The organism is Amycolatopsis coloradensis, from assembly GCF_001953865.1.
GTDB classification, from domain to species: Bacteria; Actinomycetota; Actinomycetes; order Mycobacteriales; family Pseudonocardiaceae; genus Amycolatopsis; species Amycolatopsis coloradensis.
Genome location: NZ_MQUQ01000002.1, coordinates 37,175 through 63,624 on the forward strand (window position 1 = coordinate 37,175; position 26,450 = coordinate 63,624).

28 protein-coding genes are annotated in these 26,450 nt (G+C 68.3%); 17 read left to right on the forward strand and 11 right to left on the reverse strand.

What is annotated here, in order from left to right:
- The first annotated feature begins 51 nt into the window (after positions 1-51).
- Positions 52-1,500 carry a hypothetical protein gene (locus tag BS329_RS02025; protein ID WP_076155190.1) on the forward strand — a complete coding sequence of 483 codons (1,449 nt, stop codon included), beginning with the start codon at positions 52-54 and terminating at the stop codon, positions 1,498-1,500.
- Here BS329_RS02025 and BS329_RS02030 read toward each other — a convergent pair.
- A complete protein-coding gene (locus BS329_RS02030) occupies positions 1,497-2,870 on the reverse strand; it encodes a dihydrolipoyl dehydrogenase family protein (protein ID WP_076155192.1) in 1,374 nt (457 codons plus the stop codon). The two genes, BS329_RS02025 and BS329_RS02030, sit on opposite strands and share 4 nt — an antisense overlap.
- A 157-nt stretch (positions 2,871-3,027) precedes the next feature.
- Here BS329_RS02030 and BS329_RS02035 point away from each other — a divergent pair, with 157 nt between their 5' ends.
- A complete protein-coding gene (locus BS329_RS02035) occupies positions 3,028-3,720 on the forward strand; it encodes an Lsr2 dimerization domain-containing protein (RefSeq protein ID WP_076155194.1) in 693 nt (230 codons plus the stop codon).
- Positions 3,721-3,785: 65 nt separating this feature from the next.
- On the opposite strand, the gene BS329_RS02040 is transcribed toward BS329_RS02035, so the two are convergent.
- The 5 genes from BS329_RS02040 to BS329_RS02060 form a co-directional block, all read right to left on the reverse strand.
- Positions 3,786-4,514 (reverse strand): lipoate--protein ligase family protein, encoded by a 729-nt coding sequence (locus BS329_RS02040; RefSeq protein WP_076155195.1) that lies wholly within the window; start codon positions 4,512-4,514, stop codon positions 3,786-3,788.
- A complete protein-coding gene (locus BS329_RS02045; RefSeq protein ID WP_076155197.1) occupies positions 4,511-5,896 on the reverse strand; it encodes an NAD(P)(+) transhydrogenase (Re/Si-specific) subunit beta in 1,386 nt (461 codons plus the stop codon). Before BS329_RS02045 ends, BS329_RS02040 begins: the two co-directional genes overlap by 4 nt.
- The gene (locus tag BS329_RS02050; RefSeq protein ID WP_076155198.1) at positions 5,893-6,192 is read right to left on the reverse strand and encodes an NAD(P) transhydrogenase subunit alpha part 2; all 300 of its coding nucleotides are present in this window, start codon (positions 6,190-6,192) and stop codon (positions 5,893-5,895) included. Before BS329_RS02050 ends, BS329_RS02045 begins: the two co-directional genes overlap by 4 nt.
- Positions 6,192-7,298 (reverse strand): Re/Si-specific NAD(P)(+) transhydrogenase subunit alpha, encoded by a 1,107-nt coding sequence (locus BS329_RS02055; RefSeq protein ID WP_076155200.1) that lies wholly within the window; start codon positions 7,296-7,298, stop codon positions 6,192-6,194. Before BS329_RS02055 ends, BS329_RS02050 begins: the two co-directional genes overlap by 1 nt.
- A gap of 180 nt (positions 7,299-7,478) precedes the next feature.
- Positions 7,479-8,099 (reverse strand): TetR family transcriptional regulator, encoded by a 621-nt coding sequence (locus BS329_RS02060; protein ID WP_425266348.1) that lies wholly within the window; start codon positions 8,097-8,099, stop codon positions 7,479-7,481.
- A gap of 125 nt (positions 8,100-8,224) precedes the next feature.
- Between BS329_RS02060 and BS329_RS02065 the strand changes: the two genes are divergently transcribed.
- The 7 genes from BS329_RS02065 (at position 8,225) to BS329_RS02095 (ending at position 14,611) form a co-directional block, all read left to right on the forward strand.
- A complete protein-coding gene (locus BS329_RS02065; RefSeq protein ID WP_076155203.1) occupies positions 8,225-9,316 on the forward strand; it encodes a ferredoxin reductase in 1,092 nt (363 codons plus the stop codon).
- 13 nt (positions 9,317-9,329) lie between these two features.
- The gene (locus BS329_RS02070) at positions 9,330-10,445 is read left to right on the forward strand and encodes a fatty acid desaturase family protein (RefSeq protein WP_076155205.1); all 1,116 of its coding nucleotides are present in this window, start codon (positions 9,330-9,332) and stop codon (positions 10,443-10,445) included.
- 10 nt (positions 10,446-10,455) lie between these two features.
- A complete protein-coding gene (locus tag BS329_RS02075; RefSeq protein ID WP_076155206.1) occupies positions 10,456-10,659 on the forward strand; it encodes a hypothetical protein in 204 nt (67 codons plus the stop codon).
- A gap of 47 nt (positions 10,660-10,706) precedes the next feature.
- Positions 10,707-11,969 (forward strand): sensor histidine kinase, encoded by a 1,263-nt coding sequence (locus tag BS329_RS02080; protein ID WP_076155208.1) that lies wholly within the window; start codon positions 10,707-10,709, stop codon positions 11,967-11,969.
- Between the two features lie 15 nt (positions 11,970-11,984).
- On the forward strand, positions 11,985-12,629 hold the full coding sequence (locus BS329_RS02085; RefSeq protein WP_076155615.1) for a response regulator transcription factor: 645 nt from the start codon (positions 11,985-11,987) through the stop codon (positions 12,627-12,629).
- 37 nt (positions 12,630-12,666) lie between these two features.
- Entirely contained in the window at positions 12,667-13,152 is a 486-nt protein-coding gene (locus BS329_RS44330; RefSeq protein ID WP_076155210.1) for a hypothetical protein, read from the forward strand.
- A 199-nt stretch (positions 13,153-13,351) separates the two neighbouring features.
- Positions 13,352-14,611, forward strand: a complete 1,260-nt coding sequence (locus BS329_RS02095) for an HNH endonuclease signature motif containing protein (RefSeq protein ID WP_076155211.1) — start codon at positions 13,352-13,354, stop codon at positions 14,609-14,611.
- Between the two features lie 100 nt (positions 14,612-14,711).
- Here the strand turns inward: BS329_RS02095 and BS329_RS45350 are convergent, their stop codons facing one another.
- Positions 14,712-15,098: a nuclear transport factor 2 family protein gene (locus BS329_RS45350; RefSeq protein ID WP_341866308.1), complete on the reverse strand. Its 387-nt coding sequence runs from the start codon at positions 15,096-15,098 to the stop codon at positions 14,712-14,714.
- Positions 15,099-15,371: 273 nt separating this feature from the next.
- Positions 15,372-15,902, reverse strand: coding sequence for a GNAT family N-acetyltransferase (locus BS329_RS02105; RefSeq protein ID WP_076155213.1), 531 nt, complete (start codon positions 15,900-15,902; stop codon positions 15,372-15,374).
- A 31-nt stretch (positions 15,903-15,933) separates the two neighbouring features.
- Between BS329_RS02105 and BS329_RS02110 the strand changes: the two genes are divergently transcribed.
- From BS329_RS02110 to BS329_RS02120, 3 genes are read left to right on the forward strand one after another with little or no spacing between them, the layout of a single operon-like run.
- A complete protein-coding gene (locus BS329_RS02110) occupies positions 15,934-16,497 on the forward strand; it encodes a helix-turn-helix domain-containing protein (RefSeq protein ID WP_076155215.1) in 564 nt (187 codons plus the stop codon).
- A gap of 10 nt (positions 16,498-16,507) precedes the next feature.
- The gene (locus BS329_RS02115; protein ID WP_208619136.1) at positions 16,508-17,113 is read left to right on the forward strand and encodes a DUF3626 domain-containing protein; all 606 of its coding nucleotides are present in this window, start codon (positions 16,508-16,510) and stop codon (positions 17,111-17,113) included.
- A gap of 5 nt (positions 17,114-17,118) precedes the next feature.
- Entirely contained in the window at positions 17,119-17,529 is a 411-nt protein-coding gene (locus BS329_RS02120) for a secondary thiamine-phosphate synthase enzyme YjbQ (RefSeq protein ID WP_076155216.1), read from the forward strand.
- Here BS329_RS02120 and BS329_RS02125 read toward each other — a convergent pair.
- Complete coding sequence (locus tag BS329_RS02125) at positions 17,467-18,471, reverse strand: YhgE/Pip domain-containing protein (protein WP_076155218.1); 1,005 nt, start codon at positions 18,469-18,471, stop codon at positions 17,467-17,469. The two genes, BS329_RS02120 and BS329_RS02125, sit on opposite strands and share 63 nt — an antisense overlap.
- 127 nt (positions 18,472-18,598) lie before the next feature.
- Between BS329_RS02125 and BS329_RS02130 the strand changes: the two genes are divergently transcribed.
- The 4 genes from BS329_RS02130 (at position 18,599) to BS329_RS02145 (ending at position 23,339) form a co-directional block, all read left to right on the forward strand.
- On the forward strand, positions 18,599-19,285 hold the full coding sequence (locus BS329_RS02130; protein ID WP_084749326.1) for an HAD hydrolase-like protein: 687 nt from the start codon (positions 18,599-18,601) through the stop codon (positions 19,283-19,285).
- Positions 19,286-19,294: 9 nt separating this feature from the next.
- Positions 19,295-20,215, forward strand: a complete 921-nt coding sequence (locus BS329_RS02135) for a DUF8017 domain-containing protein (protein ID WP_076155222.1) — start codon at positions 19,295-19,297, stop codon at positions 20,213-20,215.
- Positions 20,212-21,078: a DUF8017 domain-containing protein gene (locus tag BS329_RS02140; RefSeq protein ID WP_076155224.1), complete on the forward strand. Its 867-nt coding sequence runs from the start codon at positions 20,212-20,214 to the stop codon at positions 21,076-21,078. Before BS329_RS02135 ends, BS329_RS02140 begins: the two co-directional genes overlap by 4 nt.
- Positions 21,079-21,149: 71 nt before the next feature.
- Positions 21,150-23,339, forward strand: coding sequence for a bifunctional lysylphosphatidylglycerol flippase/synthetase MprF (locus BS329_RS02145; protein ID WP_143252813.1), 2,190 nt, complete (start codon positions 21,150-21,152; stop codon positions 23,337-23,339).
- On the opposite strand, the gene BS329_RS02150 is transcribed toward BS329_RS02145, so the two are convergent.
- On the reverse strand, positions 23,276-24,217 hold the full coding sequence (locus BS329_RS02150) for a DUF8017 domain-containing protein (RefSeq protein WP_076155227.1): 942 nt from the start codon (positions 24,215-24,217) through the stop codon (positions 23,276-23,278). The two genes, BS329_RS02145 and BS329_RS02150, sit on opposite strands and share 64 nt — an antisense overlap.
- Positions 24,217-25,965, reverse strand: a complete 1,749-nt coding sequence (locus BS329_RS02155) for a proline--tRNA ligase (protein WP_076155229.1) — start codon at positions 25,963-25,965, stop codon at positions 24,217-24,219. Before BS329_RS02155 ends, BS329_RS02150 begins: the two co-directional genes overlap by 1 nt.
- Before the next feature lie 126 nt (positions 25,966-26,091).
- On the opposite strand from BS329_RS02155, the gene BS329_RS02160 reads away from it, so the two are divergent.
- Positions 26,092-26,448, forward strand: coding sequence for a VOC family protein (locus BS329_RS02160; protein ID WP_076155230.1), 357 nt, complete (start codon positions 26,092-26,094; stop codon positions 26,446-26,448).
- The last annotated feature ends 2 nt before the right edge of the window (positions 26,449-26,450 follow it).

Below are 26,450 nucleotides of genomic sequence, written 5' to 3' on the forward strand. Positions count from 1 at the left end.
GTTCGGAGGCGCTACTTTGTGCACCGAGACCGACGAGATGGGGAGGGGTTCGTGCGACTCGTTCGCCTCGCTCAACAGCCGTCCCGGGTGGCCGAGGACGTGCGCGCCGCGCTGGCTTCACTCGGCAGGGGCAGCAACGTCGTCGGCGGGGTCGCACTGGTCGGCGCCAGCCCGGTCGAGGGGCGCCCGGTCGAAGCGGTCGTCGTCATGCCCAAGGGCGTCCTCATCGTCATCGGCGTCGACCTGCCGGATCCGGCGCTGAAGCTCGAAGCCCCGCTCGGCGGGCCGTGGAAGGCCGACGGCTGGCCGCTGGTCCACGGTGACACCTCGATCAACCCGGCCACCGACGCGCTTTCGCTGTCCGCCGCGTGCACGCACAAGATCGCGGACGTCGCCCCCGGCGCCGGGCCGATCGGCACGATCATCGCCGTCGGCCCGTATGTCGAGACGGTCGACCAGCCCGCCGCGGATCTCGCGGGCTCGGTCCGCGTCCTGTACCCGACGGCGACGACGATGCTCGCCGCGACGGTCTCGCTGGCCACCGCGTCCCGGCCCCGGTCGGTCCAGCAGGCGCGGGACCTGATCGCCGCGCTCGCCCCGGACGCGCCGCCGATGCCCGAAGAGATGTTGCTCGGCGAGGGGTTCAGCGCCTATTCCGACGACGAGCCGACGGTGATCCGCGAGAATCCCCTCGTCGCGATCGCGCCGACGGTGCCGGTGCGGCATCCGGGCAAAGCGAAAAGACCGGCGAAACCGGCCGCCAAGCCCGCGCAGGCCACCCCGCCCGGTCAGCCCGCTCGGCAGGCCGTCGCCGTGGCGCCCGCTCCCCCGGTTCGACAAGCCCCGTCACCGGCGGCGGCACCTGTTCCTGCCGAGCCCGCACCGAAGGCCCCACACCAGTCCAAGACGGTGAGATGGCTCCCGCTCGCCGCGATCGGCCTGCTCATCGTGCTGCTGGTCGCGGCGATCAGCGTCGCCGCCGGCGGTGACGACGCCGCGTCCACGGCGACTCCCCCGCCGCCGACCCCGGCGACCAGTTCTCCCCCGCCGAGCAGCAGTGCCGTGGAGAACATCCAGTTCACCTCGCGGGCATCGGCCGCGGACCAGAAATGCGCGTCGCACGCGTACGGCGACGTCCAGTCGAGCCTTCAGCGGACGAGTTGCTCGGCGGTGAAACGGGCCAGCTTCGCCAGTTCGATCGACGGCCGGGCCGCCGCGGTGACGATCGCCGTCGTGGAGTTCCCGGATACCGGACAGGCCACCGCGTTCAAGGCGGCCGCCGACACTCCCGGCGGTGGCGGAATCTTCGACGTCGCCACCGAGACCAACCAGTGGCAGGGCGACGTCCCGGTCTTCGAAGGCGCGGCCTACCAGAGCAGCCAGGCCGGGAAGTCGGTCCGGCTGGTCCAGGTGGTGTGGGTGCCGGGACCGTCCACTCCGGACGATCCCGGCCTGGTCCGAGGCGCGAAGGCCGCCCTCGAACTCCCCGTCAACGGCTAAAGGCCGTACGCCTCCAGCAGGCGCAACCACACCTCACTGATCGTGGGGAACGACGGCACCGCGTGCCAGAGCCGCGTGATCGGGACTTCCCCCACGATCGCGATCGTCGCGGCGTGCAGCAGTTCGGCCACGTCCTGCCCGACGAACGTCGCGCCGACCAGGACACCGCGTTCGGTGTCGACGACGATCCGCGCCTTGCCCGTGTAGCCGTCCGCGTGCAGCGACGAACCGGCGACCGCGATGTCGATGTCGACGACGCGGTGTGGCTTGCCCTCCTCCGGCCCGGCGAGCCCGACCGAAGCGACCTCCGGGTCGGTGAACACGACCTGCGGGATGGCGTGGTGATCGGCGGTCGCGCTGTGCGCGCTCCATGCCGTGGCGTCGACCGGCTTGCCCGCGGCCTGCGCGGCCACCGAGTCACCGGTGGCCCGGGCGGCGTACTTGCCCTGGTGGGTCAGCGGCGCCCTGCCGGTGACGTCCCCGACGGCGAACAGCCAGTCACCGTCCACAGCGGACACACGGCCGTTGTCGTCCGTGGTGAGCGGCGTGCCGGCCTCGAGTCCCAGCGTCTCCACGCCGAGTCCGTCGGTCGCCGGGCGGCGGCCGGTGGCGACGAGCAGTTCGTCGACGAGCAACCGCTCGCCGCCTTTCAGGGTCAGTTCCTTACCACCGTCCACAGCGGACACGGAGTCGAGGCCGGAGGCGGTGTGCACGGTGACCCCGGCTTCGCGGAGCCCCGCGATGACGGCGTCGCCGACGAAGTCCGGCAGCCGCGGCAAAGGACGCTCGCCCGAGATGATCAGATGGACTTCGGCGCCGAGCGTGGCGTAGGCCTGCGCCATTTCGACGCCGACGACACCGCCGCCGAGTACGCCGAGGCGGCGCGGAACCTCTTCGGCCGACGTCGCCTCCCGTGAGCCCCAGACGGAAATGGTGTCCAGTCCGGGGATCGACGGCGTTCGCGGCACACTGCCGGTGGCGACGATCACGGCGTGCCGCGCGGTCAGCACGTCACCGCCGTCGACCGTGACTTCCCGCTCACCGGTGATCCGGCCATGCCCTCGGATCGGGGCGATCCCGACGCCCTCGGCCCACTTGACCTGTCCGGTGTCGTCTCCCTTGCCGGTGAACCAGTCCCGGCGCGCGAACACCTTGGCCGGGTCGACCGCGTCGCCGACCGGGACACCCGGCACCCGTTTGGCGGCGGCGAGGAGGAGCCCCGGGCGCAGCAACGCCTTGCTCGGAATGCAGGCCCAGTAAGAACATTCACCGCCGAAGCGTTCGTGTTCGACGAGGGCGACCTTGAGCCCGCCGCGCGCGGCCCGTTCGGCGGCGACCTCGCCGACGGGGCCGCCTCCGATCACGATCACGTCAAAATCCTGTGCTGACATGCATTCAGCGCACACCACCGCGCAGCTTCGCGCAACCTGCCGCTATCCTCGTGTCGCTGCGTGAGTCATCAGCCGCGGGTTCAGGTTTCACCGTGCCGGTTACGCAGTAGAACGATCGAGCGCGGGAGGTTTTTTCATGGCCAGGAACACTGCTGTGCATTTGCTGGACGATTTGACCGGCGAGGCGGCCGAGGAAACGGTCGCTTTCGGTTTGGACGGAATCGCCTACGACATCGACCTTTCGGCCGACAATGCCGCCGCACTCCGGGAAATCCTGCGTGCTTTCGTGGAGAACGGCCGCCGGATCGGCGGACGGAAACTCCGCCCGCGGATCGTGCAGCGTCCCAAGGGCGCACGGGCGGCGAAGTCGACCCCGAAGACCGCGGCGACAGCCGCGAAAGCGGAGGCGAAGACGGCCGCGAAGCCGGGTCGCAAGCCCGCCACGAAGGGTGTCGCGGGCCGCAAGCCCGCCGCCGCCAAGACCGCGGCCGCGCCCAAGGCGGAGGCGAAGACCTCCACCCGGAGCACGGCGAAAGCCACCGCTGCCAAGGCGAAGACGGCCGCCAGCGCGACGAAGCCCACCGCGGCCAAGGCTCCGGCCGGGCGCGCGAAGGCGGCTGCCGCGACCAAGACCGCGGCGAAGACGACGGCCGCGAAGGCCGCTCCGAAGACGACGGCCAAGGCCCCCACCGAGGCGAAGACGACGGCCGCCAAGGCCGCTCCCAAGGCCGCCGCGAAGACTCCGGCGAAGAAGGCCGCGGAGCCGAAGAAGACCAGCCGGGCCGCCCGCAAGGTGCCCGCCGTCACCTTTTCGGCCAAGGAAAAGTAAGTCAACGAGAAAAGCCCTTTTTCGCGATTTCGAGTCTCGCGCAAAAGGGCTTTCTCTATTTCCGGCTATTTGCGCTGAGCGCCTTCGGAATGCCATTCCGGGTAGTGGTACCGCGTGTGCCGGAGCGAGCGGTGACACTCACGCTCCGCCTCCGAGGGCTGCCGGGTGGTGAGTTCACCCAGTTGGGCGGCCGCCGCCGAGCGGACCGCGGCCGTGACTTCGGCAACACCTTTGCGCAGGCCATGATCGGCGAGGGACGCGACCTGGCTCCGGTGCGAGTCGAGCGGACGGGGGTCCGCCGGTGCCGCGGTGAGGTACCGGCCGACCCGTTCGGCCGCGGTCGAAACGAGCAAGGTCGAATGCGCGAGCAAACCCGTTCTCGTGCGGAACACGGCGAAACCGCACAGCTTCGAGTCACCGACGAACAGTCCCCGATCACCGAGCCGCGACGGCAGCCCGAGTTCGGCCACCGTCGCGGTCATCAGTTCCCCGAGTGCTTCGAGCGGTTTGTTCGCCTGACCGGGCAGGACGAGGGTGATGTTGAGATTGCCGGGATCGTGGAACACCGTCCCGCCGCCACTGGCCCGGCGCAGCACCGGGACGCCGTCGCTCGCACAGACGTCGGCCTTGACCTCGCGTTCGATCTTCTGCCCCCGCCCCACGACCACACAGTCGGTGTTGCGCCAGATCCACAGGACCGGCGCATCCGGCGCGGCACGCAGGAGGGCTTCGTCGAACGCGAGGTTGTCGGCCGGGTCGCCGAACGAGGCGACGACTTCCGAGGGACCGGTCACAGTGCTTTGAGTTCCTCCACGATCTCGCCCACCGACGATTTGGCGTCGCCGAAGAGCATGCTGGTCTTCGCATCGTAGAAGAGCTCGTTGTCGATGCCCGCGAAGCCCGAACTCATCGAGCGTTTGAGCACGATCACCGACCGGCTGTGGTTCACCTTGAGGATCGGCATCCCGTAGATGGGCGAGCCCGGATCGGTCTCCGCGGCCGGGTTCGTGACGTCGTTCGCGCCGATCACCAGCGCGACGTCGGTCTGGGCGAACTCGGAGTTGATCTCGTCCATTTCCTTGAGCTGCTCGTACGGGACGTCGGCCTCGGCGAGGAGGACGTTCATGTGTCCCGGCATCCGGCCCGCGACCGGGTGGATCGCGTACTCGACCGTGATCCCCTTGGCCTCCAGCAGCTTCGCCATCTCGCGGACCACGTGCTGCGCCTGCGCGACGGCCATGCCGTAACCGGGCACCACCACGACCTTGTTGGCGTACGCCATCTGGATCGCGGTGTCGGAGGCACTGGTGCTGCGGACCGGCCGGACCTCACCGGACTTCCCGCTCGCGACCGCCGTGCCGCCGCCGAACCCGCCGGCGACGATGGCCGGGATCGACCGGTTCATCGCCTTCGCCATCAGGTTCGTCAGGATCGAACCCGACGCGCCGACGATCATGCCCGCCACGATCAGCGCGGTGTTGTCGAGCGCGAGCCCCATGGCCGCCGCCGACAGACCGGTGAGCGCGTTCAGCAGGGAGATGACGACCGGCATGTCCGCGCCGCCGATCGGCAGCACGACCACCACGCCGAGCACGCCGGCCGCGACCAGCAGGCCGATCATCAGCAGTTCGGCGTCGCCGCCGATGGCGATGACGACCGCGAAGACGATCGCCGCGATCAGCACCAGCGCGTTCACCGGTTGCTGCAACTTGCCCAAGGTGATCGGGCGGCCGGAAATGAGTTCCTGGAGTTTCCCGAACGCGATGTTGGAGCCCCAGAAGGACACCGAACCGACGATCGCGGCGAAGAGCGACGCGATCGCGACGTACGCGGGCTCGTGCGCGTAGCCGTCGGTGGTGCGGAACTCCACCCAGGCGATGAGCGCGACCGCCCCGCCGCCGACGCCGTTGAACAGCGCCACCATCTGCGGCATCGCGGTCATCTTCACCTTGCGAGCGGACGGCACGCCGACGGCGACACCGATCGCGACGCCGAGGGCGATCAGCAGCCAGTTGCTCATGCCGGGCGTCAAAAGCGTCGCGATCACCGCGATGCCCATACCGACGGCGGCGATCCAGTTCCCGCGCACCGCGGTACGCGGACCGGTCAGCCCCATCAGGCCGTAGATGAACAGTGCGAAGGAAATGATGTAGAGGACGGCGATGAAGGTCGTCACTGGTCACCACCGTCTTCCGGCTTCTTCGCCTTGAACATCGAAAGCATCCGGTCGGTGACGAGGAAGCCGCCGACCACGTTGATCGTGCCGAAGGCGATCGCGATCACCAGCAGGATCTTGTTCAGTACGCCGTCCACCCCGAGGCCGAGCACGATCAGCCCGCCGAGCAGGACGATGCCGTGGATGGCGTTGGTCCCCGACATCAGCGGGGTGTGCAGGGTGTTGGGCACCTTCGAGATGACGGTGAAGCCCACGAATCCGGCGAGTACGAGGATCGCCAAACTGCCTACGAGCATCACTCGCCTCCTTCTTCTTTACCGGCCACGCAGGCCCCGGCGACGATCTCGTCGGAGAAGTCGAGCGCGAGCTTGCCTTCGGAGTCGACGAGCAGTTCCAGCAGTTCGGTGACGTTGCGCGCGTACAGTTCGCTGGAATGCGCGGGCATCTCCGCGGCGAGATTGAGCGGCGAGCAGATGGTGACGTCGTGTTCGACGATCTCCTCGCCCGGTTTCGTCAGTTCGCAGTTGCCGCCGGACTCGCCGGCTAGGTCGACCACGACACCCCCGGCGGGCATCCCCTTCACCGCGTCGGCGGTGACGAGGATCGGCGCCTTGCGGCCGGGGACGAGCGCCGTGGTGATCACGACGTCGAACCTCGTGATCGCCTCGGTGAGCCTGCGCTGCTGCTCGACCTTTTCCTCCTCGGTCAGCTCGCGGGCATACCCGCCTTCGCCGACCGCCTCGATGCCGAGGTCGAGGAATTTCGCGCCGATCGACTTGACCTGCTCGCCGACCTCGGGCCGGACGTCGTACCCGGTGGTCTGCGCGCCGAGCCGTTTCGCCGTGGCCAAGGCCTGGAGCCCGGCGACACCCGCGCCGAGCACGAGCACCTTCGCCGGTGGCACGGTGCCTGCCGCGGTGGTGAGCATCGGGAAGAAGCGGGTGAGTTTCTCCGCGGCCAGCAGGACCGCGCGATAGCCCGCGACACTGCTCTGCGACGACAACGCGTCCATGGCCTGCGCGCGCGAGATCCGGGGGATCGCCTCGACAGCGAAGGCGCGGACGCCCGCCGACTCCAGCGCCGCTATCCCGTCCGGATCGGCCCGTGGATTCAGGAAGCCGATGAGGATGGTGCCCTGCTTGAGCTTCGCGACTTCAGCCGCGCTCGGAGGCGCCACCTTCACCACGATGTCGGCATCCCACGCGTCGCCGATCGCCGCGCCCGCCTGCTCGAAGACCTCGTCGGCGAGCAGCGCGCCGGCGCCCGCACCGGGCTCGACCACCACCCGCAGTCCGCGTCCTGAGACGCGCTCGATGAGCTTCGGTACCAGCGCGACGCGGCGTTCACCTAGTCCGGTCTCCCGGACAACACCGACCGTGAGCTGCTCGTTTTCTGCCGCCACAGGCGACCTCCTCGCTGGAGAGGACCACACGAACCCGCACTGTTTACCACGTCCGGCCGACAAGTTTCCTGGCTGAACGTATCCGGGCGGCATCTTTCCGTGACATCGCCCATCACGATCGATCCAGCCATCGATCCAGGTGTGCGACCTCATAAGGGGCCCAGGGCAGCGGTTTCCGCATCATGGAACGCTGCGCCAGTTCGGCACCCCCAAGAAGATCAGCCGCAGCCGCCGTTCGGCCGTGCGCCCGATCTCGTCGTCACGCGAAGGCGCCTCGAGCAACTCCAGCACCGTCGTGAGCATGGTCGTCACGATCAGGTCGGCGAGCAGGTGGAGATCTTCGGTGCTCCATTCGCGGAGATTGTCGAACCGCGCGAGGTCGACGGCGAGTTCGCTGACGAAGAGCTTGAGTTCGAACGCGATCGCCTGCCGGACCGGGCCCGTGCCGCCGTACCGCTCCCTGGTCAGGAAATGGAAGTGGTCCTCGTGCGCCCGGACGTGCTCGCGCAGGATGCGCACCGACATCTTGATCATGTCGTTGTACGCGGCCGGTTTGGTGCGTGCCGAGCGGATCATCGTGCGCAAAGTGCGCATCGACTCTTCCACGAGCGCGACGCCCAGTTCGCCCATCGACGCGAAATGGCGATAGAACGCCGTCGGCACGATCCCGGCCTGTTTCGCCACCTCGCGCAGGCTCAGCCCGGAGAACCCGCGTTCCGCCACCAGGTCCAGGGCCGCGTCCAGGAGCGCCTGGCGCGTGCGCTGTTTGCGCTCCTGCCGGGAAACGGGCTCTGTTGTCACGACGGACAGCGTAATCGCCTCCGCGGTATCACTCACGTCACATCGCCCACCTCTCGCGTTGACAAGGACGACCGTCGCCACTTCACTGTTCAGTGTACAAGCGTTCACTGAATTCGGGAGAAGTGATGACGGCACTGGTACCGCGCAGGGCCAGGCGGCTGGCCTCGCTGGCCGAGGCCCTGCTCACGCCCCACGGAATGGACCGCTACCTCGAACTCGTCGACCCGATGCTGGTCCGCCGCGAGATCCGCGGCCTGGTCACCGGCGTCCGGCGCCAGACGTCCGACACGGTCACGCTGACGATCAAGCCGAGCCGGGCCTGGCGCGGGCACGTCGCAGGCCAGTACGTGCGGGTGACCGTCGAGATCGACGGCGTCCGCCGGACCCGCTGTTACTCCCCCGCCGGTTCGGAGCACGACGGCACACTGGAACTGACCATCAAGGCCGACCCGCAGGGCCTCGTCTCACGGCACCTGAACCGCACGATCACGACCGGTTCCGTGCTCGGACTGTCCACTCCGGACGGTCAGTTCACCCTGCCGTCGCCGAGGCCGCGGCGGATCCTGCTGCTGAGCGGCGGAAGCGGGATCACCCCCGTCTTGTCGATGCTGCGCACCCTGGCGGACGAGAAGTACGAAGGCGACGTCGCCTTCCTGCACTACTCCAACACCGCCGACGACACGCTCTACCGCGCCGAACTCGGCGACCTCGCCCGCCGCCTGCCCGGTCTGCGGGTGGTACACGCGTTCACTCACGCGAAAACCGGCGGCGACCTGCACGGGTTCTTCTCGAAGGAACACCTCGTGGAGGCCGCGTCCTGGTACCCCGACGCCGAGACCTTCCTGTGCGGTCCGAAGCCGCTGATGGATTCGGTCCGCGAGGCGTTCGAGGCCGACGGCCTCGGCGCACATCTGCACACCGAGGAGTTCACGCCGCCGGCGCTCACCTTCGACACCGAGAACGCCGAAGGGCAGGTCCGGTTCGCGCGCAGCGGCCGTGAGTTCGAGAACTCCGGGAAGCCGTTGCTGGAGCAGGCCGAAGACGCGGGACTGAGCCCGGAACACGGCTGCCGGATGGGCATCTGCTTCTCCTGCACCCAGATCAAGACCTCGGGCTGCGTGCGCAACGCCAAGACCGGCGAGACCTCCAGCGAAGAGAACGAAGAGATCCAGCTCTGCATCTCCGTCCCGGTCGGGGACGTCGAGATCAACGCTTAGAAAGGACCCCGGCATGACCGGCTTGCAGGACAAGCTCACCCCGGCTCAGATCGAAAGTTTCGGCCGCGAACTGGACGAGATCCGGCAGCGGCTCGTCGCCGACCTCGGCCAGGTGGACGTCGACTACATCCACAACGTCATCAAGACGCAGCGCGCGCTCGAGGTCGCCGGTCGCGGGCTGCTGTTCGCCGGATTCTTCCCGCCCGCGTGGATCGCCGGGGTGACCGCGCTTTCGGTGGCGAAGATCCTCGACAACATGGAGATCGGCCACAACGTCATGCACGGCCAGTACGACTGGACGCGCGACCCGGCGCTGAGCTCGCAGAAGTTCGAGTGGGACAACGTCGCCCCCGCCGAGAACTGGCGCCATTCGCACAACTACATGCACCACACCTACACCAACATCCTCGACAAGGACCGCGACATCGGTTACGGCGTCCTGCGGATGGACCCGGCCCAGAAATGGCACCCGTACTACCTGGGCAACCCGGTGTACGCGGTGGCGCTGGCGTTCATGTTCCAGTGGGGCGTGATGCTGCACGACCTCGAGTTCGACCGCGTCGTCAAGGGCGAGCGCAAGTGGTCGGACAACAAGGAGGTCGGCCTGAAGATGCTCAAGAAGGCAGGCCGCCAGGTCGGCAAGGACTACGTGCTCTTCCCGCTGCTGACCGGCCCGCTCGCGCCGCTGACCTTCCTCGGCAACGCCACCGCGAACCTGACCCGCAACCTGTGGTCGTTCTCGATCATCTTCTGCGGGCACTTCCCCGCCGACGTCGAGAGCTTCACCGAGGAGGAGACCGAGAACGAGTCGCGGGGCCAGTGGTACCTGCGGCAGATCCTCGGCTCGGCGAACATCACCGGCGGCAAGCTCTTCCACATCATGACCGGGAACCTCTCGCACCAGATCGAGCACCACCTCTTCCCGGACATCCCGGCGCGCCGCTACCCGGAGATCGCGGGCGAGGTGCGGGCGATCTGCGAGAAGTACGGCCTGCCGTACAACACCGGCCCGCTCCACAAGCAGCTGTTCTCGGTGGCCAAGAAGATCGTGAAACTGGCCATGCCCTGGAACGGTGAACCCCGCACTCCCGCTACCGTGGAGAGCGACAAGACCCTCCGAGCGGCTTAAGGTGTCTGACATGGTCGGTCAGTTCGAAAGCACCAAGGACGTGGTCCAAGAGGTCACCGAGTCGGCGGCCACCCACATCGGCAACATCGCGACGATCATCACCGGCGCGATCCGGGACATCGCCCGCGAGACCGGCGACTGGCTGACGGACGTCATCGAGATGCGCGAGGCGTCCCAGCGGGCGCAGGCGGACGAACAGCTCCGCGAAGACTAGGGAAACCTGGATGGGCGTGAGGCAGGTGGTCACGGCAGGCTGAAGCCGTGACCACCCACCTCGCCTTTCCAGGACGCGTCCTCAGCGCACAGCTGAACCGCGCGTACTGGGCGGAGCTGGCGTGGGTGATCATCGGCGCGCCGCTGACGCTGGTGTTCTTCGCGCTCGTCGGCGTCGGGCTGTTCCTCGGGATCGGCCTGAGCATGCTGACCGTCGGCCTGCCGGTGCTCATCGGGGTCGTGGCCGGTGCTCGGTTGATCGGCGCCGCGCATGTCGGCCTGGCCCGTGCCCTGCTCGGAACGACCGTCACGTCGCCGTCGAGGCCCGAGCCGCGGCCGGGTCTGTGGAACGGGATCAAGAGCAAGATCGGCGATCCGATCGGCTGGCGGTCGATCGGCTATCTGGTGATCCGGCTGCCGCTGTCATTGCTCGAGTTCTTCCTGGTCGTGGCCCTGTTCGCGTACGCCGTGAACGCGCTGACCTATCCACTGTCCTGGTTCACCCTCGACGGTGAAGCCATGCCGTCGTTCGATCTCCACGTCGACGCCTGGCCCCTCACCCTGCCGCTCGCCCTCACCGGGCTGGCCGTGCTGCTGGCGATGCCGTGGGTGGTCCATGGCCTGACCGAACTCGACCGCCTGCTGGTGCGCGGGATCCTCGGCGCCGAAGACCTCTCCGAACGCGTGCGTGATCTCGAACGCAGCCGGGCGACCGCCGTCGACGACGCCACGCGGCGGCTGCGGCGGATCGAACGCGATCTGCACGACGGCGCGCAGGCCCAGCTGGTCGCGCTGGCGATGAAGCTCGGCATCGCGAAGGACGAGCTGACCGGCGAGGGCGACATCGAGCAGGTCAACGCCCTGGTCACCGCCGCGCACGCCAACGCGAAACAGGCGCTCGTCGAACTGCGCGACCTCGCCCGCGGCATCCACCCCGCCGCGCTCGACGCCGGCCTCGACATCGCACTGTCCACTTTGGCCGCCGACTCGGGTGTCGACGCGCGGGTCACCGTGGACCTGCCGAGCAGGCCGTCGCCGTCGATCGAGACCATCGCCTACTTCACCGTCGCCGAACTGCTGACGAATGCCGCCAAACACACTTCGTCCGCGATCGAGGTCGACGTGGGTATCGTCGACGACGGCTTGCGGCTCGTGGTGCGGGACGGCGGCGAAGGCGGGGCCCGGCTGGAACGAGGGGGCGGGCTCGCCGGGATCGCCGAACGGCTCGCGACCGTCGACGGCGGGCTCGACATCGACAGCCCTCCAGGAGGGCCTACGGTGATCAGCGCGGAGATTCCACTACGGAAATAGAACATGGGGGGCGGCGTGCGCGTCGTGATCGCGGAGGATTCGGCCATCCTGCGAGCGGGACTGGTCGAACTGCTGAACCTTCGGGGACACGAGGTCGTCGCGGCCGTCGCCGACGGCGACAGCCTGTGCGCGGCGGTCCGCACCCACCGCCCGGACGTGTCCATTGTGGACATCCGGATGCCGCCGACGCACACCGACGAAGGCCTGCGCGCGTCGATCGCGCTGCGCGCCGAACTGCCGGGCTGCGCGATCCTGCTGTTCTCACAGTACGTCGAAACGCAGTACGCGACGGAACTCCTGGCCGACCGCGCGGGCGGCGTCGGCTACCTGCTGAAGGACCGCGTCGCGGAGGTGTCGGACTTCCTCGACGCGCTGCGGCGGGTCTCCGAGGGCGAGACCGTGCTCGACCCGGAGGTCGTCAGCCAGCTCTTCAGCGCCACACGCAAAACGGACGCGCTCGCCGGGCTGACCCCGCGGGAACGAGAAGTGCTGGGGCTGATGGCCGAGGGGCGATCGAACTCGGCCATCGCGGCGGGGCTGTTCCTTTCGGCGGGCTCGGTGGAGAAGTACGTGTCGAGCATCTTCGGGAAGCTGGCGCTGCCTCAGTCCGAAGGGGACAACCGGCGAGTGCTGGCGGTGCTGCGGTACCTGGAGTCTTAGCGCAGGTTTCCGGTCTCGCGACGACATCGGCGAGGGGTTGTCTCGTGTCGATGACGACGGTGGCGGACTCGCGCAACAGCGGTTCGATCTCTTCGGTGTCCGCGATGACGCGGTCGTGTTCTTCCGGGGTTTTGCCGAAGGGGTTGGTGTCGCGGGTCGCGAGGCGTTCGAGGAGGACGTCGATCGGGGCGCTGAGCAGGACGATGTGGTCGAACCCCGAATAGAAGTCCTGCTGGTTCCGGACGGTTCCGGCGATGAAGAGCGGCTCTCCGGTGTGCTCGTGTTCGGCGATGAGGGCGTCGATACGGGCGGGAACCCAAAGGCGTTCCCCGTCTTCGGCTTCGGCGATCCAGTTGCCGGTGTCGGTGTCGACGCTGCGGAAGCCCTTGCGTGCCAGGGCGTTCAGGCGGTGGATTTGCCCGTGCCGGACATGCCGGTCACCAGGATCACTGTCACGTTGGGGAGTCTATGGGTTGGTGGAAACGAGCTTGAGCCCAAGATCGACACGATCTCACGAGAATAAAGGAAAGATCGAATGGGAAAGTTAGGGGCGTGCGGAAACAGAATTGGGCAGGAAGAAAAGTCCGCCCTCACTCTTGATGAGAAGTGTCCCTGGGTAACCGGTTCGCGGTCATCCACCCCTTCCGGGTGAAGCGAGCTGACCGCTGTCGCTACGCTAACCGGGCTAGCACACCTGTTCGAATCGGCGTAACCTGGGTGTCGTGGCCAGCGAAAACACATCCCAGGCATCGGCACCCACCGAGTGGTGGCGTGTCGACACCGCGACGCTGCACGCCCGCAAACAGGAACTCGAAGTCCTGAAGCGTCAATTGGAGGCGGAGCAGTACGCGATCTTCGCCGAATTGAATGCGCGCGGCATTCGTGGATGCTCCGGCCATTCGACGCTGGCGGGGTTGATCCTTCAGGATTTCCACGTGTCCAAGGAAGAAGCCTCCGCTCGCGCCGATCGCGCACTGGCACTGCATCCCGGCGTGTCCATCGGCGGAGACAAGGAACCGCCACTGGCGCCCCTGACGGCCGAGGCCGCCGCGGAGGGCGCGATCGGAGGCGGGCAGATCGACGCGATCATCCGCACCCTCTCCCGCATTCCCTCCTTCGTACCGGACGAAGCCGTCCGCGCCGGAGAAGCCTATCTGGTCGACACAGCCCGCAACGCCGCTCCTCCGGAGATCGCCCGCGCCGGGCGGCGCCTGCTCGACAGACTCGATCCCGACGGGAAAGAACCTCGCGACGAGGATCCGAAGGACGCCCAGTCGGAGTTACGGTTCGTCAAGCACCGCAACGGCACCCTCGGCATCACCGGCACTTTGGACCTCGAAACCTACGCCCGGCTGAAGTCGGACCTGGACCCTCTGGCCAAACCGCACAAGGCCGTGGACGGCGTCCGGGACTCCCGCACCCAAGCCGAACGCTACGGCGATGCCTTCTCCGACTATGTGCGACTGAAGACCGCGAGCCCGGATCTGCCCGGCCAGGCCGGGGAGTCCACCCAGATCCTGATCACCATGTCCTACGAGGACCTCATGCGAGACCTGGGCCAGGCGCACCTGGATCTGGTCGGGCCGATCAACGCCACCGACGCCCGAATCCTGGCCTGCGACGCCCGGATCCGCCCCATCGTCCTCAACGGCGCCGGGCAACCCCTCGATGTGGGGCGGTCCAGCCGTTCCACTACCACGCCTCAGAAGCACGCGTTGAAGATCCGGGATGGCGGATGCGCGTTCCCTGGCTGTGACATGCCCGTTCAGCGATGCACCGCTCACCACATAGTTTTCTGGCGCCATCACGGCGAAACGAAGATCGACAACCTGGTGTTGCTGTGCGCGAAGCATCACCGGCTGATCCACAAGAGCGAGTGGAAGGTCCGGATGGCCCAAGACGGGCTCCCGGAATTCATCGCACCGGCTTACCTCGACCCGACCGGAGCCCCGAGGCGAAACACCATGCACCTGATGACGTAGAAGCTCCGGAGCCAGGCCTTGCACAGAAAGGCCCCCTTCCTGCACTTCAAGCGACGCGGCAGCCGCGGTCGGGCCTCCGGCCTGTGCAAGCTTCCTTTCCTCAACCCAGTCCGGCGGGTCCGCGCCTACCTCGTGCTGGGTCAGGGCGCGGCCGACGGAAGGTCCATGATGCCGGTGGCTTGCGACCAGGCACAACGCCACGTGCCGTCGGCATCGGTGTAGACGTCGGTGTGCCAGGCCTCGTGCCGCGGGATGTCCGNNCGACGATGGCGTCCACGTCGCCGGTCAGCGCCAGTTCCCGGTAGACGACTCGCCCGGTGGTGAGGAGATCCAGGTATTCGGCCTTCGTCCACACGGTGCCGGTCGGGTTGCACAACCGGTACTCCGCGGCATGCAAGCGGTCGTAGGTGCCGCGATCCACGTCGAGGAGACAGTGGATCCGATCCTGTTCGGCCTTGATCACTTGGCCTGCCACATCGTCGGTCATACCCGCTCCTGTTCACTCGTTCGGTTCTGGTCGGCGACACGTGCGCCTACAACCAGGCCAGAAGGCCACACGGTATCGAGGGACCAGGAGTACGTCACGGCTCGCTGCGGCTCCCGGGCCAACCGTGAGTCTCTCCGTCGTCGGGTGTTCGGTGCGACCCAAGATCACCAGCCCCAAAGCCAAGGGCTTACGTGCCTCGGCGACCGCGGTCGGGTCCGCGGCCCGTGAACACTTACGCCTTCTGCCCAGGCGCCGTCGCCAGCGACACCCGGCCTACCGTGGCTCCACCGGAACTTCATCCACCTCGGGCAGGCACAACTGCACCCAAGCGACATCCCGCCAAGCCCCGTGCTTGTACCCGATCCGCCGATAGGTCCCCACCGGCTCGAATCCCATCGCCGCGTGCAGCCCGGCGCTCGCGTCGTTCGGCAGCACCATTCCCGCGCAGAAGTTCCGGATTCCGCGGGACGCCAGCCTGTCCAGCAGCGCCTGATAGAGCGCGCGACCGCCGCCCGTCCGCCGTCGGCCCAGCTCCACGTAGATACTGACCTCGCACGACCAGCGATAGGAAGGACGCCCGCTGAAGGGGCCTCCGTAGGCGTAGCCGGCGACGCGGCCTTCGTCGTCTTCGAGTACGAGCCACGCGTGCGATCGCTGCGCCTTGGCGATGCGCTCGGCCATCTCGTCCGGTTTGGGCGGCTCGGTCTCGAATGAGATCACCGTGTCGGTGACGTACGGCGCGTAGATCTCCACGCACGCCGCCGCGTCGTCTTCCGTCGCTTCCCTGATCACCATGGCAATCATAGTAACCAAGATTGCCACTATAGTGGACAGCATGCCGGATCCCTTGTCCGCGTCGCTCGCCGCGACGCTCCAGTCCGCGAGACTCGACCAGAACCTCTCGGCCAGCGCTCTCGCCGAGCTGTCCGGTGTGTCCAGGGCGATGATCGGCAAGATCGAACGCGGCGAGGCGCAGCCGACGGCCGTCCTGCTCAGCAGGCTTTCGGCCGCCCTCGGGATGACGTTGTCCGAGCTGGTGGCGCGCGCCGAACACGGTGACCGGCGGCTCGTGCGCGTGGCCGACCAGCCGACGTGGACCGACCCGGACACGGGGTACGTGCGCCGCGCCGTCTCCCCGTCGCTCGGCGGGCCGTTGGAACTTGTCGAGGTCGTGCTGCCCGCGGGCGCCGAGGTTTCCTTCCCCGCCCACACCTACGCGCTGACGCACCACCAGATCTGGGTACTGGACGGCCATCTGCGGTTCCGCGAGGGCGACGTCGAGCACGAACTCGGCGCGGGCGACTGCCTCCAGCTCGGCACGCCGCAGCCGTGCGCCTACGTCAACCCGACCGACGAGCCGGTCCGATATCTGGTCGCCCTCGCCCGGCGTCACGCCTGATACTGGGGTGATGGATTCCCGTGCCCTCGCGTACGTCGCGGCGAAAGCGCGCGGCGGGCACGAAACCGGACTGCCGGTGACCCTGCACTTCCATCCTGATCGATCCACAGTGGACGGACGCCCGCTGCTGGCAGTCATGGCCGAGGATGGCTTCTACCGGAGCCAATTCGAAACGGGAACGAGCAACGGCGGACTGACCGCGTACCCCGGCGGAGATCGCTGGCAGTGGGAAAGCCGGATGTTCGGCGGAGCCTACGACGACGCGTCACCCGCCGAACGGCCGAAATACGGGGCACTCGACTTCCGGCGCCGCGCGGTCGGTGGAGCACCGAGGTTCGGCTCCGCTCACTTCCGGATGGCGGCGCACACCGTCGAGCGGACCACCTTCTGCTACCCGGACAGTGTGCTGCAGCCGGCGGATTTCGGCCACGGCACCCGGGTTTCCGCATTGATCGCACTGGCGGATCAGGATGACACGGATCTTCTCGACGACTACATCGAGGCACACGTTCACGGTCCGATCGACCTGAAGACGGACGTCGAAGCCGTCGTACTCGACCCGCAAGCCCTGAAACGTGTCTGGCACTACGTCGCGCGCTTCGGGGTACTACCGTGAAGAGCATGTATTCCACGGAGATCGAGGTGCGCACCGGCAGCGTGGCCGTGGTGCACGACCTGACCAAGGACGCCGAGACCTTCCTGCGCGACGCGGACGCCGAGGACGGGATCCTGCACGTCTTCGTCCCGCACGCGACGTCCGGGCTGGCGATTCTCGAAACCGGCGCGGGCAGCGACGAAGACCTGCTCAAAGCACTCGACTACCTGCTCCCCCGCGACGACCGCTGGGAGCACCGGCACGGCAGTCCCGGTCACGGCCGTGACCACGTCCTGCCCGCGCTGCTGCCCCCGTACGCGACGATCCCGGTACTCGGCGGCGTGATGACGCTGGGCACCTGGCAGTCGGTCTGCCTAGTGGACACCAACGTGGACAACCCGGTCCGCCGTGTCCGTTTCAGTCTCCTGGAGGGCTGACCGGCCCGGCCACAGCGCGAGCAGCAGCCCGGCCGCGAGCAGTCCGGCGAGCACCCAGACCCCGGTCGTGACGTCCGGGGCGCCGGGCACGCCGTGCAGCAGGCTCCGGAGGCCTTCGGCGGAGAACCGGAACGGCGTCCAAGACCACAACACCGCGCGGTATGCGGGGTTCAGCAGCTCCGGCACCTGACCGGCGACGGCGGGCGCGACGAGGTAGAGCGGGCCGAGGATCGCCATCGCGCGGACGCCGAGCAGCCGCAGCAGACCGGTTTGCAGCGCGGCGAATCCGGTCGAGGCCAGAAAAAGGAAGCCGAGGACGTCCCAGCCGAGTGGGAGCGAGGAGTCCCACAGTTTCAGAAATCCGGCCAGGACTCCGGTGACCAGCACGCCTGCCGAAACGATCTGTGTGAAACGTGCGGCGACTCCAGCCTCCCTGCCGATCCGCCGCCCGGCCAGGATCAGCACGGCACCCGCGGCGAGGCAGCCGACCCAGGCCAGGGCGCTCAACGCGAGCGGCGCGACCCGGCCCGCCGCGGTGGCGGGGTGCAGCGTCTCGATCTTCGGCGTCCCGCCCCGCGTCTGCGCGACACCGGTCAGCACCTGCTGCGCGATCTGCGTACCGGACGGGTTCACCGCGCCGGAGACCACGACCGTGGACGGTAGTTCGAGGACGCCGTAGACCTCCTTGTCCGCCAACAGTTTCCGGCCTTCCTCGGGAGAGATCACCCGCCAGGAGACCTGGCCGCCGCCGTGGGACGCGATCCCGTTCGCGGCCGCTTGGAGCGGTCCCGGCGGCGCGGCCACGGCGACGGGGAGACCGTCGGGCGCGACGGTGGCCTGCGCGCCGAAGGTGAGAAAGCCGAGTACGACGGCAACGAGCGCACCGGCCGCCGCGGCGAGTAAGGCGAACGCCCCGGCGGGGCGATGGATCGGGGTCGTCATGACCGTCCTCCATTTATTCGTCACTTGTTGAATTAGCTGCCAAGGTAGGCGTCCGCCCAGCAGAAGTCAACAGACGTTGAATAGGCTTCCCGTTACCTTCGATCACGTGACTACTCCGCACCGGCTCGTGCTGTGGGACATCGACCAGACCCTCGTGGACCTGCGGGGCGTCGGTGCCGCCTGGTACACGGCCGCGCTCGCCGAAGTCGCGGGCGTCGAACTGCGGCGACTGCCGAGTTTCGGCGGCCGCACCGAACGCGCCATCAGCGCGGACATCCTGTCCTCGCACGGCGTCGAGCCCACCGAGGAGAACGTCCGCGAACTCTGGCTCGCGCTGGTCGCGGTCTCCGAAAGCCACGCCCCGACGTTGTCCGCGAACGGACGGGCGCTCCCGGGCGCCAAAGACGCGCTGAACGACTTCGCCACGCACGGCGGCATCGTCCAGACGCTGGTCACCGGAAACCTGCCGGAAATCTCCGTGCACAAGCTGACCGCTTTCGACCTGCACGAGCACGTCGACTTCGAGATCGGCGGCTACGGCTCGCTCTCGGCGCACCGGCCCGACCTGGTGCCCGCCGCCGTCGGCCACGCTTCGGAGAAGCACGGCACCGATTTCGCGCCGACGTCGGTCGTCGTCATCGGCGACACCCCGGACGACGTGCGGGCCGCGCTCGACAACGGCGCCGTCGCGGTGGCCGTGGCGACCGGCCAGTTCAGCGCGGAGGAACTGGCCGACGCGGGCGCCCACACCGTGCTCGGCGACCTCTCCGACCTGGCGGCGGTACGTGCGGCCGTGCTCGGGGACGCCAACTAAGCTCGCTCCATGGCATACCCAGGCGGCAACGGCTGGCCGGAGCAACCGCAGCAGCCCTATCGGCAGCAACCCCCGCAGCAGGAGTATCCGCCGCAGAATCCGCCCCGGTATGGCCAGTACCCGCAGGACCCCCAGCAGCAGTACTTCCAGCAGACCTACCAGGGTTTCGCGCCCGAACCGCCGAACAAGGGCAAGAAGGGCCTTTGGATCGGCCTCGGGGCGCTCGTCGTGGTCATCGCCGTCGGTGCCACGCTTTTCTTCGTCCTGCGTGAAGGCGACGATCCGCGACCTCAGGCCGCCCCGCCCGCTTCCGCCGAACCGGCGCCGCCGTCGTCTTCGGCGGCGAAACCGCCGTCCACGAGCAGTGGAGCCCCCAAGGACAACAAAGTCCCCTCGACGACGCCCGGCTGGCAGGGGATCCTGTCAACCAAGGACAAAGCGGCCTACGACCTGCCCGCGACCGGCTGGGAGACCAAGCCGGGTCAGATCGTCGGCTACAACGAGGGCGAGTTCAAGATGGTCATCCACGAGGCGTCGACGTACAAACTCGGCGCCTGCCCGGATGCCCGTGGCTCGAACCGCGGTGTCGTCGGCTTCGCCACCGCGGACCAGATTCCGGTCGAGAACGCCGCCAGGGGCGCCGTCCGGCTCTGGATCCAGTCCGCGACCGGCAGGTCCGACGTCCCGCTGCCCGAGATCACGCAGGTCCCGATCGCGAGCGGCTCGATCCAGGGGGTCAGTTCGACCGGGACGTTCACCCCGGCCGAGACCGAGGACTGCCGGGCACCGAGCGTGAAGGTCACCTCGGCCGCGTTCAAGTCCGGCGACCAGACCATCTGCTTCGTCATGGCCTTCGACCAGGGCACGCCCGACGCGTTGCCCGAGGCGGACGCCCAAAAGATCCTCGCGAGTTTGAGGCCGCGGCCATGACCGGCCCCGGTGGGCGCCCTGACGAACCGCGACTGTGGTTCGTCGATCCGCTCACCGGGCAGCCGCTGGAAACCAAAACCGAAACCGAACGGACAGGGCCGCTTCCGCCGGTTCGGGACGCGGTCCCGCCGCGCCGTCGCCCTCGCCTCCTGCCCGCGCTGGGTGTCGTCGGGCTGGCCATCGTCCTCGCGGTCGGCACGACGGCCACCTACCAGGCCACGGTCCCGGCGCCGTCCGCCGAGGACCTCGTCCTTCCCGATCCGGTGCTGCCCACCCGGATCAAACCGGTGATCGCGGGCTGGCAAACGGTGCTGTCCGACGATCACCCGCTCGTTTTCGACGTCCCGCCGGACTGGAAGATCGAAGAACCCGACGTCGCCATCGGATTCGAGACACCGGCAGGCGAACTCGTCACCTTGCAGGGCGTCGCCCGGTTCCGCCGCGACTTCTGCCCGGGCTCCGAACTTTCGGCGCGGGCGATGGCGGGGATCACCACCATCGACGAGGGCGAGGTCGGCGGCATCGCCCAGGCCGCGGAGGAAACGACTCTGCGGTGGGCCGAAGCCGCATACGGCTCGCTCGGCGACGGGCAAGGCCCGAAGACCGAACTCGGCACGTCCGGGCCGGTGACCGTCCTCGAAGGCGCCATGATCGCCACCGCCGTGACCACCACCGTCCTTCCCACCGCGAACGGACGATGCCCGGCGCCGTCGGTCGCGGTCACCGCGATCGCCCTCCCCTTGCGCGCCCTGCCCGGCTCCGGCCGCTACCACGTCCTTTTGGTACTGGCGGACCAGGAGATCCCCGGTGCGGTAGCCAGGGACATCGTCCTCAAGATGGGTGAGAGCATCCGTCGGGAGTAGCACTCCCCTAAGGGAAATATGGGTCCCGTGCCGGATGTGTCCGACCGGCTCCGCCGCCTACCTTGATTCCCATGCCAACAGGGGGAAGCGGGACGGCCGCGCCGGGCCGGACACACAAGATCGCCACGGTGCTGAGGCACCGGCTGCCTTTCACGACCCTCGTCACGGTCACCATGCTCGCGCTCGCCTTGGCCACGGGCGCGCTCTGGTCGGCCGCCGAGGATCGCGCGGTGTACCCGTACATCGCCTATGGGCTGCCGTCGCTCGAATCAGGCCGGTGGTGGACCTTGCTGACCGGACCGCTGTTCGCGGTCGTCCCGCTGTGCTACCTGCCGATGGTGCTCAGCTTCGCGTTGTTCGCCGGATTCGCCGAATGGCGGCTCGGTACGCGCCGCGCGATGACCGTCGCGATCGGCGGGCAGTTCGTCAGCGTGCTGGTCGCGGTCCAGTTCCTCGCGCTGAGCCGCAACTCCGGCTGGGAATGGGCGGAACGCGTCGGCGGCAATCTCGACGTCGGGTTCTCCGGGGGCGCGCTCGCCGCGGTCGCGGTCGCCAGCGCCACCCTGCGCCCGCCGTGGCGCCTGCGGTTGCGCGCCGGACTGTGCGTCTACGCCGGGATCGCGATCATCTTCGTCGGCACACTCGCCGATCTCGTGCATTTCTTCGCACTCGCCTTGGCCCTGCCGTTCGGGCGCCGGTTCCTCGGTTCGACGGACTCCGCCCGCGAACGGCGGCCGAGTCTGCGCGAGTGGCGGTTCTACGCCATGGCAGGCCTGCTGGTGCTGACGGTCGCCGAACTGGTGATGTCCTTCGTGCCGGGCAACGGTCCCTTCGGTTCGTCCGAGGAACTTTCGCTGTCCACCTGGGAAGTCGTCCTCCTGTGCCTGATCGTGCTGCCGATCATGAACGGCCTGCGCAAGGGCAGCCAGGTCGCCTGGTGGTGCGCGATGATCCTGACCTCGTTCGTCATCCTCCAGGTGATGGCCTACGGCGGGGTGCTCGCACTGGCCGAGATCCTCGGCGAGGACACCGGGCTTTCGGATCCGCCGCTGTTCTTCGTGGACAATCTCCTGTGGACGGTCGAGTTCGCGCTCCTGATCTCTTCGCGGGGCGCCTTCCGGGTGCCGTCGCGGCGGAAGCGCCGCCGTCTCGGCCGGATGGGCAACCCCGCGCTGGCCCGCACGCTGCTCAGCCGTCACGGCGGAAGCACGCTCTCGTGGATGACGACGTGGCCGCAGAACTCGTACTTCGTCGCCGCGGACGGCAAGTCCTACCTCGCCTACCGACGGCACGCCGGTGTCGCCATCGCCCTCGGCGACCCGATCGCCCCGGACGGCGCCGGTGACCGGACGATCGCCGAGTTCATCGCGATGTGTGAGAACACCGGTCTCGTGCCGTGCCTGTTCTCCGCCACCGGGAGCACCACCGCCAAGACCACGGAACTCGGCTGGAAGCAGGTCCAGGTCGCCGAAGACACCCTGATCGAACTGGAAACGCTGGAGTTCCGCGGCAAGCGCTGGCAGGACGTGCGGACCGCGCTCAACCGCGCCAAGAAGGACGGTATCGAGTTCCGGCTGGTCCGGCTCGCCGATCAGCCTCGTTCGGTCATCTCGCAGGTCCGCGCGATCTCCGAGGAGTGGATCAGCGACAAGGGCATGCCGGAAATGGGCTTCACCCTCGGCGGGGTCGACGAGGCGATGGATCCGGAGACCCGCGTGGGTCTCGCGGTGGACGCCGACGGGGTGGTGCACGGTGTGACGTCGTGGCTGCCGGTCTACACCGGTGCCGGAGCCATCGGCGGCTGGACGCTCGACGTCATGCGCAAGCGCGCCGACGGTTTCCGTCCCTCGATGGAGTTCCTGATCGCGTCGTCGTGCCTCGCCTTCCGCGAGGAGGGCGCGAAGTTCGTGTCGCTGTCCGGCGCTCCGCTGGCGGGCTCGGCCGAACCCGCGCACGCCGTCGAACGTGTCTTGGACGCGCTCGGCACGATGATGGAGCCGTTCTACGGATTCCGTTCGCTGCACGCGTTCAAGGCGAAGTTCCAGCCGAAGCACGTCCCGCTGTACCTGGCGTTCCGCGACGAGGCGGATCTGCCGCGGATCGGGATCGCGCTCGGCCGGGCCTACCTGCCGAACACCGGGCTGCTGCGGCTGGCCAAACTCGCCAGGTCCGGCAAGAAGCCTCAGCCCGGGAAAGATCAGCGCGATGTCGAAGGCGGCGGCGTGATGGTCTTGCGGTCGGCCGCCGGGACGCCCCGGTAGGTCTTGAGGATCTTCAGGATCTGTTCGCGGTCCGCGGTCCCCGGACGGTCCTGATCCGAATAGGCCAGCATGGTGAGCGACTTGTCCCCCGACGCGACGGCGAGCGCGCCGACCACCGCGCGTTGGGAGACGCAGGCGTTGCTCCGCACCGGAACGACGTCGAGAAGCACGATGCTCGCGGAGACCTTCTCGCCGTTGGCGAGAGGGATCTCCGTCTTCTGGGCAGGCGAGACGGTGAACGTCGCGAGCGGGCCTTCGTCCGGGCTGTAGGCACTCAGGGCGAGGTCGGACGCGGCTTTCAGCGCGGCCGCGGCGGGGTCCGCGGTCTTCTCGCTCCGCACACCGCTGCCGGCCAGCCTGCTGGTCCGTTCCTGCGGGCAGAAGCCGTCGCCGAAGAACGCGCTGGTTGTCATGGTGCTGCCGGGTACGGCGGCGGATTTCTCCCAGCCGTGCACGGTGCCGGGTTTCGGCGTCCAGCCGGGCGGGACGTCGTAGGCGTACGTGCCGTCCCCTCCGGTGACCGATTGCCAGCCTTCGATGGACGGCGGGCTCACGACCTGCGGTGACGGCGTGTAGACGCTCGGCTTCCGGCTCGTCGGAGCGCTGCTCTCCGACGAGTTGTCACTGGTGTTCGCCAGCGTGGCGATCGCGATGACGCCGAGCGTGGCGAAGAAGCCGTACATGGCCCTGCGCCCGCTTCGCGACATCGGCTGCTTCGCCGGCTGTTGCGGCTCCGATGTCGGTTCGGCGGCCGGGGCGGGTTCGGGAGCCGGCGGGGAGCCGGGCGAATCCGAGGGCTGGTAGCCCCCGAATCCGTCCAGCGCCGCGTTGTCCTCGTAGCCCGGGGAATCCCCGCGTTTCTTGCCGAACAGGCCCATTACGAGCGGACGAGTTTGACCAGGTGCTCCACGACCGCGTCGACGGCGATCTCTTCGCGGTCACCGGTGCGGCGGTCCTTGACCTCGACGACGCCGTTCGCCAGTCCGCGCCCGACCACCAGGATCGTCGGCACACCGACAAGTTCGGCGTCCGCGAACTTCACACCGGGCGAGGCCTTGCGGTCGTCGAGGACGACCTCGATCCCGGCGGCGTCCAGCTCGGCGGCGAGCTTCTCCGCACCCGTGGCGACCGCCTCGTCCTTGCCCGCGATGACCACGTGCACGTCGAACGGCGCGACCTCGCGCGGCCAGATGATGCCGAGGTCGTCGTGGTTCTGCTCGGCGAGCACGCCGACCAGCCGCGAGACGCCGACACCGTAGGAACCCATGGTGATGCGGATGGGCTTGGAGTCCGGGCCCAGCGCGTCCAGCTCGAACGCGTCCGCGTACTTACGGCCCAGCTGGAAGATGTGCCCGATCTCGATACCGCGCGCGGCGACGAGGGTGCCCTTGCCGTCGGGCGAAGTGTCGCCTTCGCGGACCTCGGCGGCCTCGATCGTGCCGTCACCGGTGAAGTCGCGGCCCGCGACCAGGTCGACCACGTGGTGGTCGCGCTCGTCGGCGCCGGTCACCCAGGCGGTGCCGTCGACGACGCGCGGGTCGAGCAGGTAGCGGACGCCGTTGTCCTTCAGCGCCTTCGGGCCGATGTAGCCCTTGACGAGGAAGGGGTTCTTCGCGAAGTCGGCCTCTTCGAGCAGCTCGAATTCCGCGGGCTCGAGCGAGACTTCGAGCCGCTTCATGTCGACCTCGCGGTCGCCGGGGAGGCCGATGGCCAGCAGCTCCCACTCCTTCGCACCCGGCCGGCGGGTCTTGACCAGGACGTTCTTGAGCGTGTCCGCGGCGGTGAAGGTGCGGCCGAGGCCCGCGTCGTTCAAGAACGTGACCAGTGACTCGATGGTCGGCGTGTTCGGCGTGTGGTGGGTCTTCGCTTCGGGCAGGCCCTCGATCGGCTTGGCCTCGGGAGCGGGCGTGGTGACCGCTTCGACGTTGGCCGCGTAACCCGATTCGGTGCTGCGAACGTAGGTGTCCTCACCCGTCTCGGCCACGGCGAGGAACTCTTCGGAAGCCGAGCCGCCCATCGCACCGGAGGTGGCCTTGACGACGACGTACTCGATGCCGAGGCGGTCGAACAGGCTGGTGTAGGCCTGACGGTGCAGCTCGTACGACTTCGCCAGGCCCTCGTCGTCGAGGTCGAAGGAGTAGGAGTCCTTCATGACGAACTCGCGGCCGCGCAGGATGCCCGCGCGGGGACGTGCCTCGTCGCGGTACTTGGTCTGGATTTGGTACAGGACGACCGGGTAGTCCTTGTACGAGTTGTATTCACCCTTCACGGTGAGCGCGAACAACTCTTCGTGCGTCGGGCCGAGGAGGTAGTCGGCGCCCTTGCGGTCCTTGAGGCGGAACAGGGCGTCGCCGTACTCGGTCCAGCGGCCGGTGGCCTCGTAAGGCTCCCTCGGCAGCAGCGCGGGGAACTGGATCTCCTGCGCGCCGAACGCGTTCATCTCTTCGCGCACGACGTTCTCGATCCGGCGCAGCACCCGCAGGCCCAGCGGCAGCCAGGAGTAGCCGCCCGGGGCGACCCGGCGGACGTAGCCGGCGCGTACCAGGAGCCGGTGGCTCGGTACCTCGGCGTCCGCCGGATCCTCACGCAGAGTGCGAAGGAACAACGACGACATCCTGGTGATCACTTCTGGGCTCCTCGCTGCGATGACGCGCTTAGACGGTCTGCGCAGCGTAGTCAACCCGCCCAGGGGGTCTTCAACCGGTTATCGCGGGTGGCCGGTTTTGTCGGTGGGCTCCGCTAGCTTGCCGGTATGGGCATCGAGCTGGGCATGATCACGATCGACTGCGCGGATCCGCGAGGGCTCGCGGAGTTCTGGACGAAGGCACTCGGGGTGGAGGTGGACCAGGACCACGGCGGCGAGGTTCTGATCCTGCACCCCAAGACGGAAAACGGACCCGTACTCGGGTTCCAGCGCGTGCCGGAGCAGCGCGCGGGCAAGAACCGGGTCCACCTGGACTTCGGTACCGACGACATGGAGAAGGAGGTGGAACGTTTGATCGGACTGGGTGCGAAGAAGCTGGACAGGCACGAGATGCCGGGCTTCGCCTGGACGGTGCTGGCCGATCCCGTCGGCAACGAGTTCTGCGTCGCGACCCACGAGGGCTGACA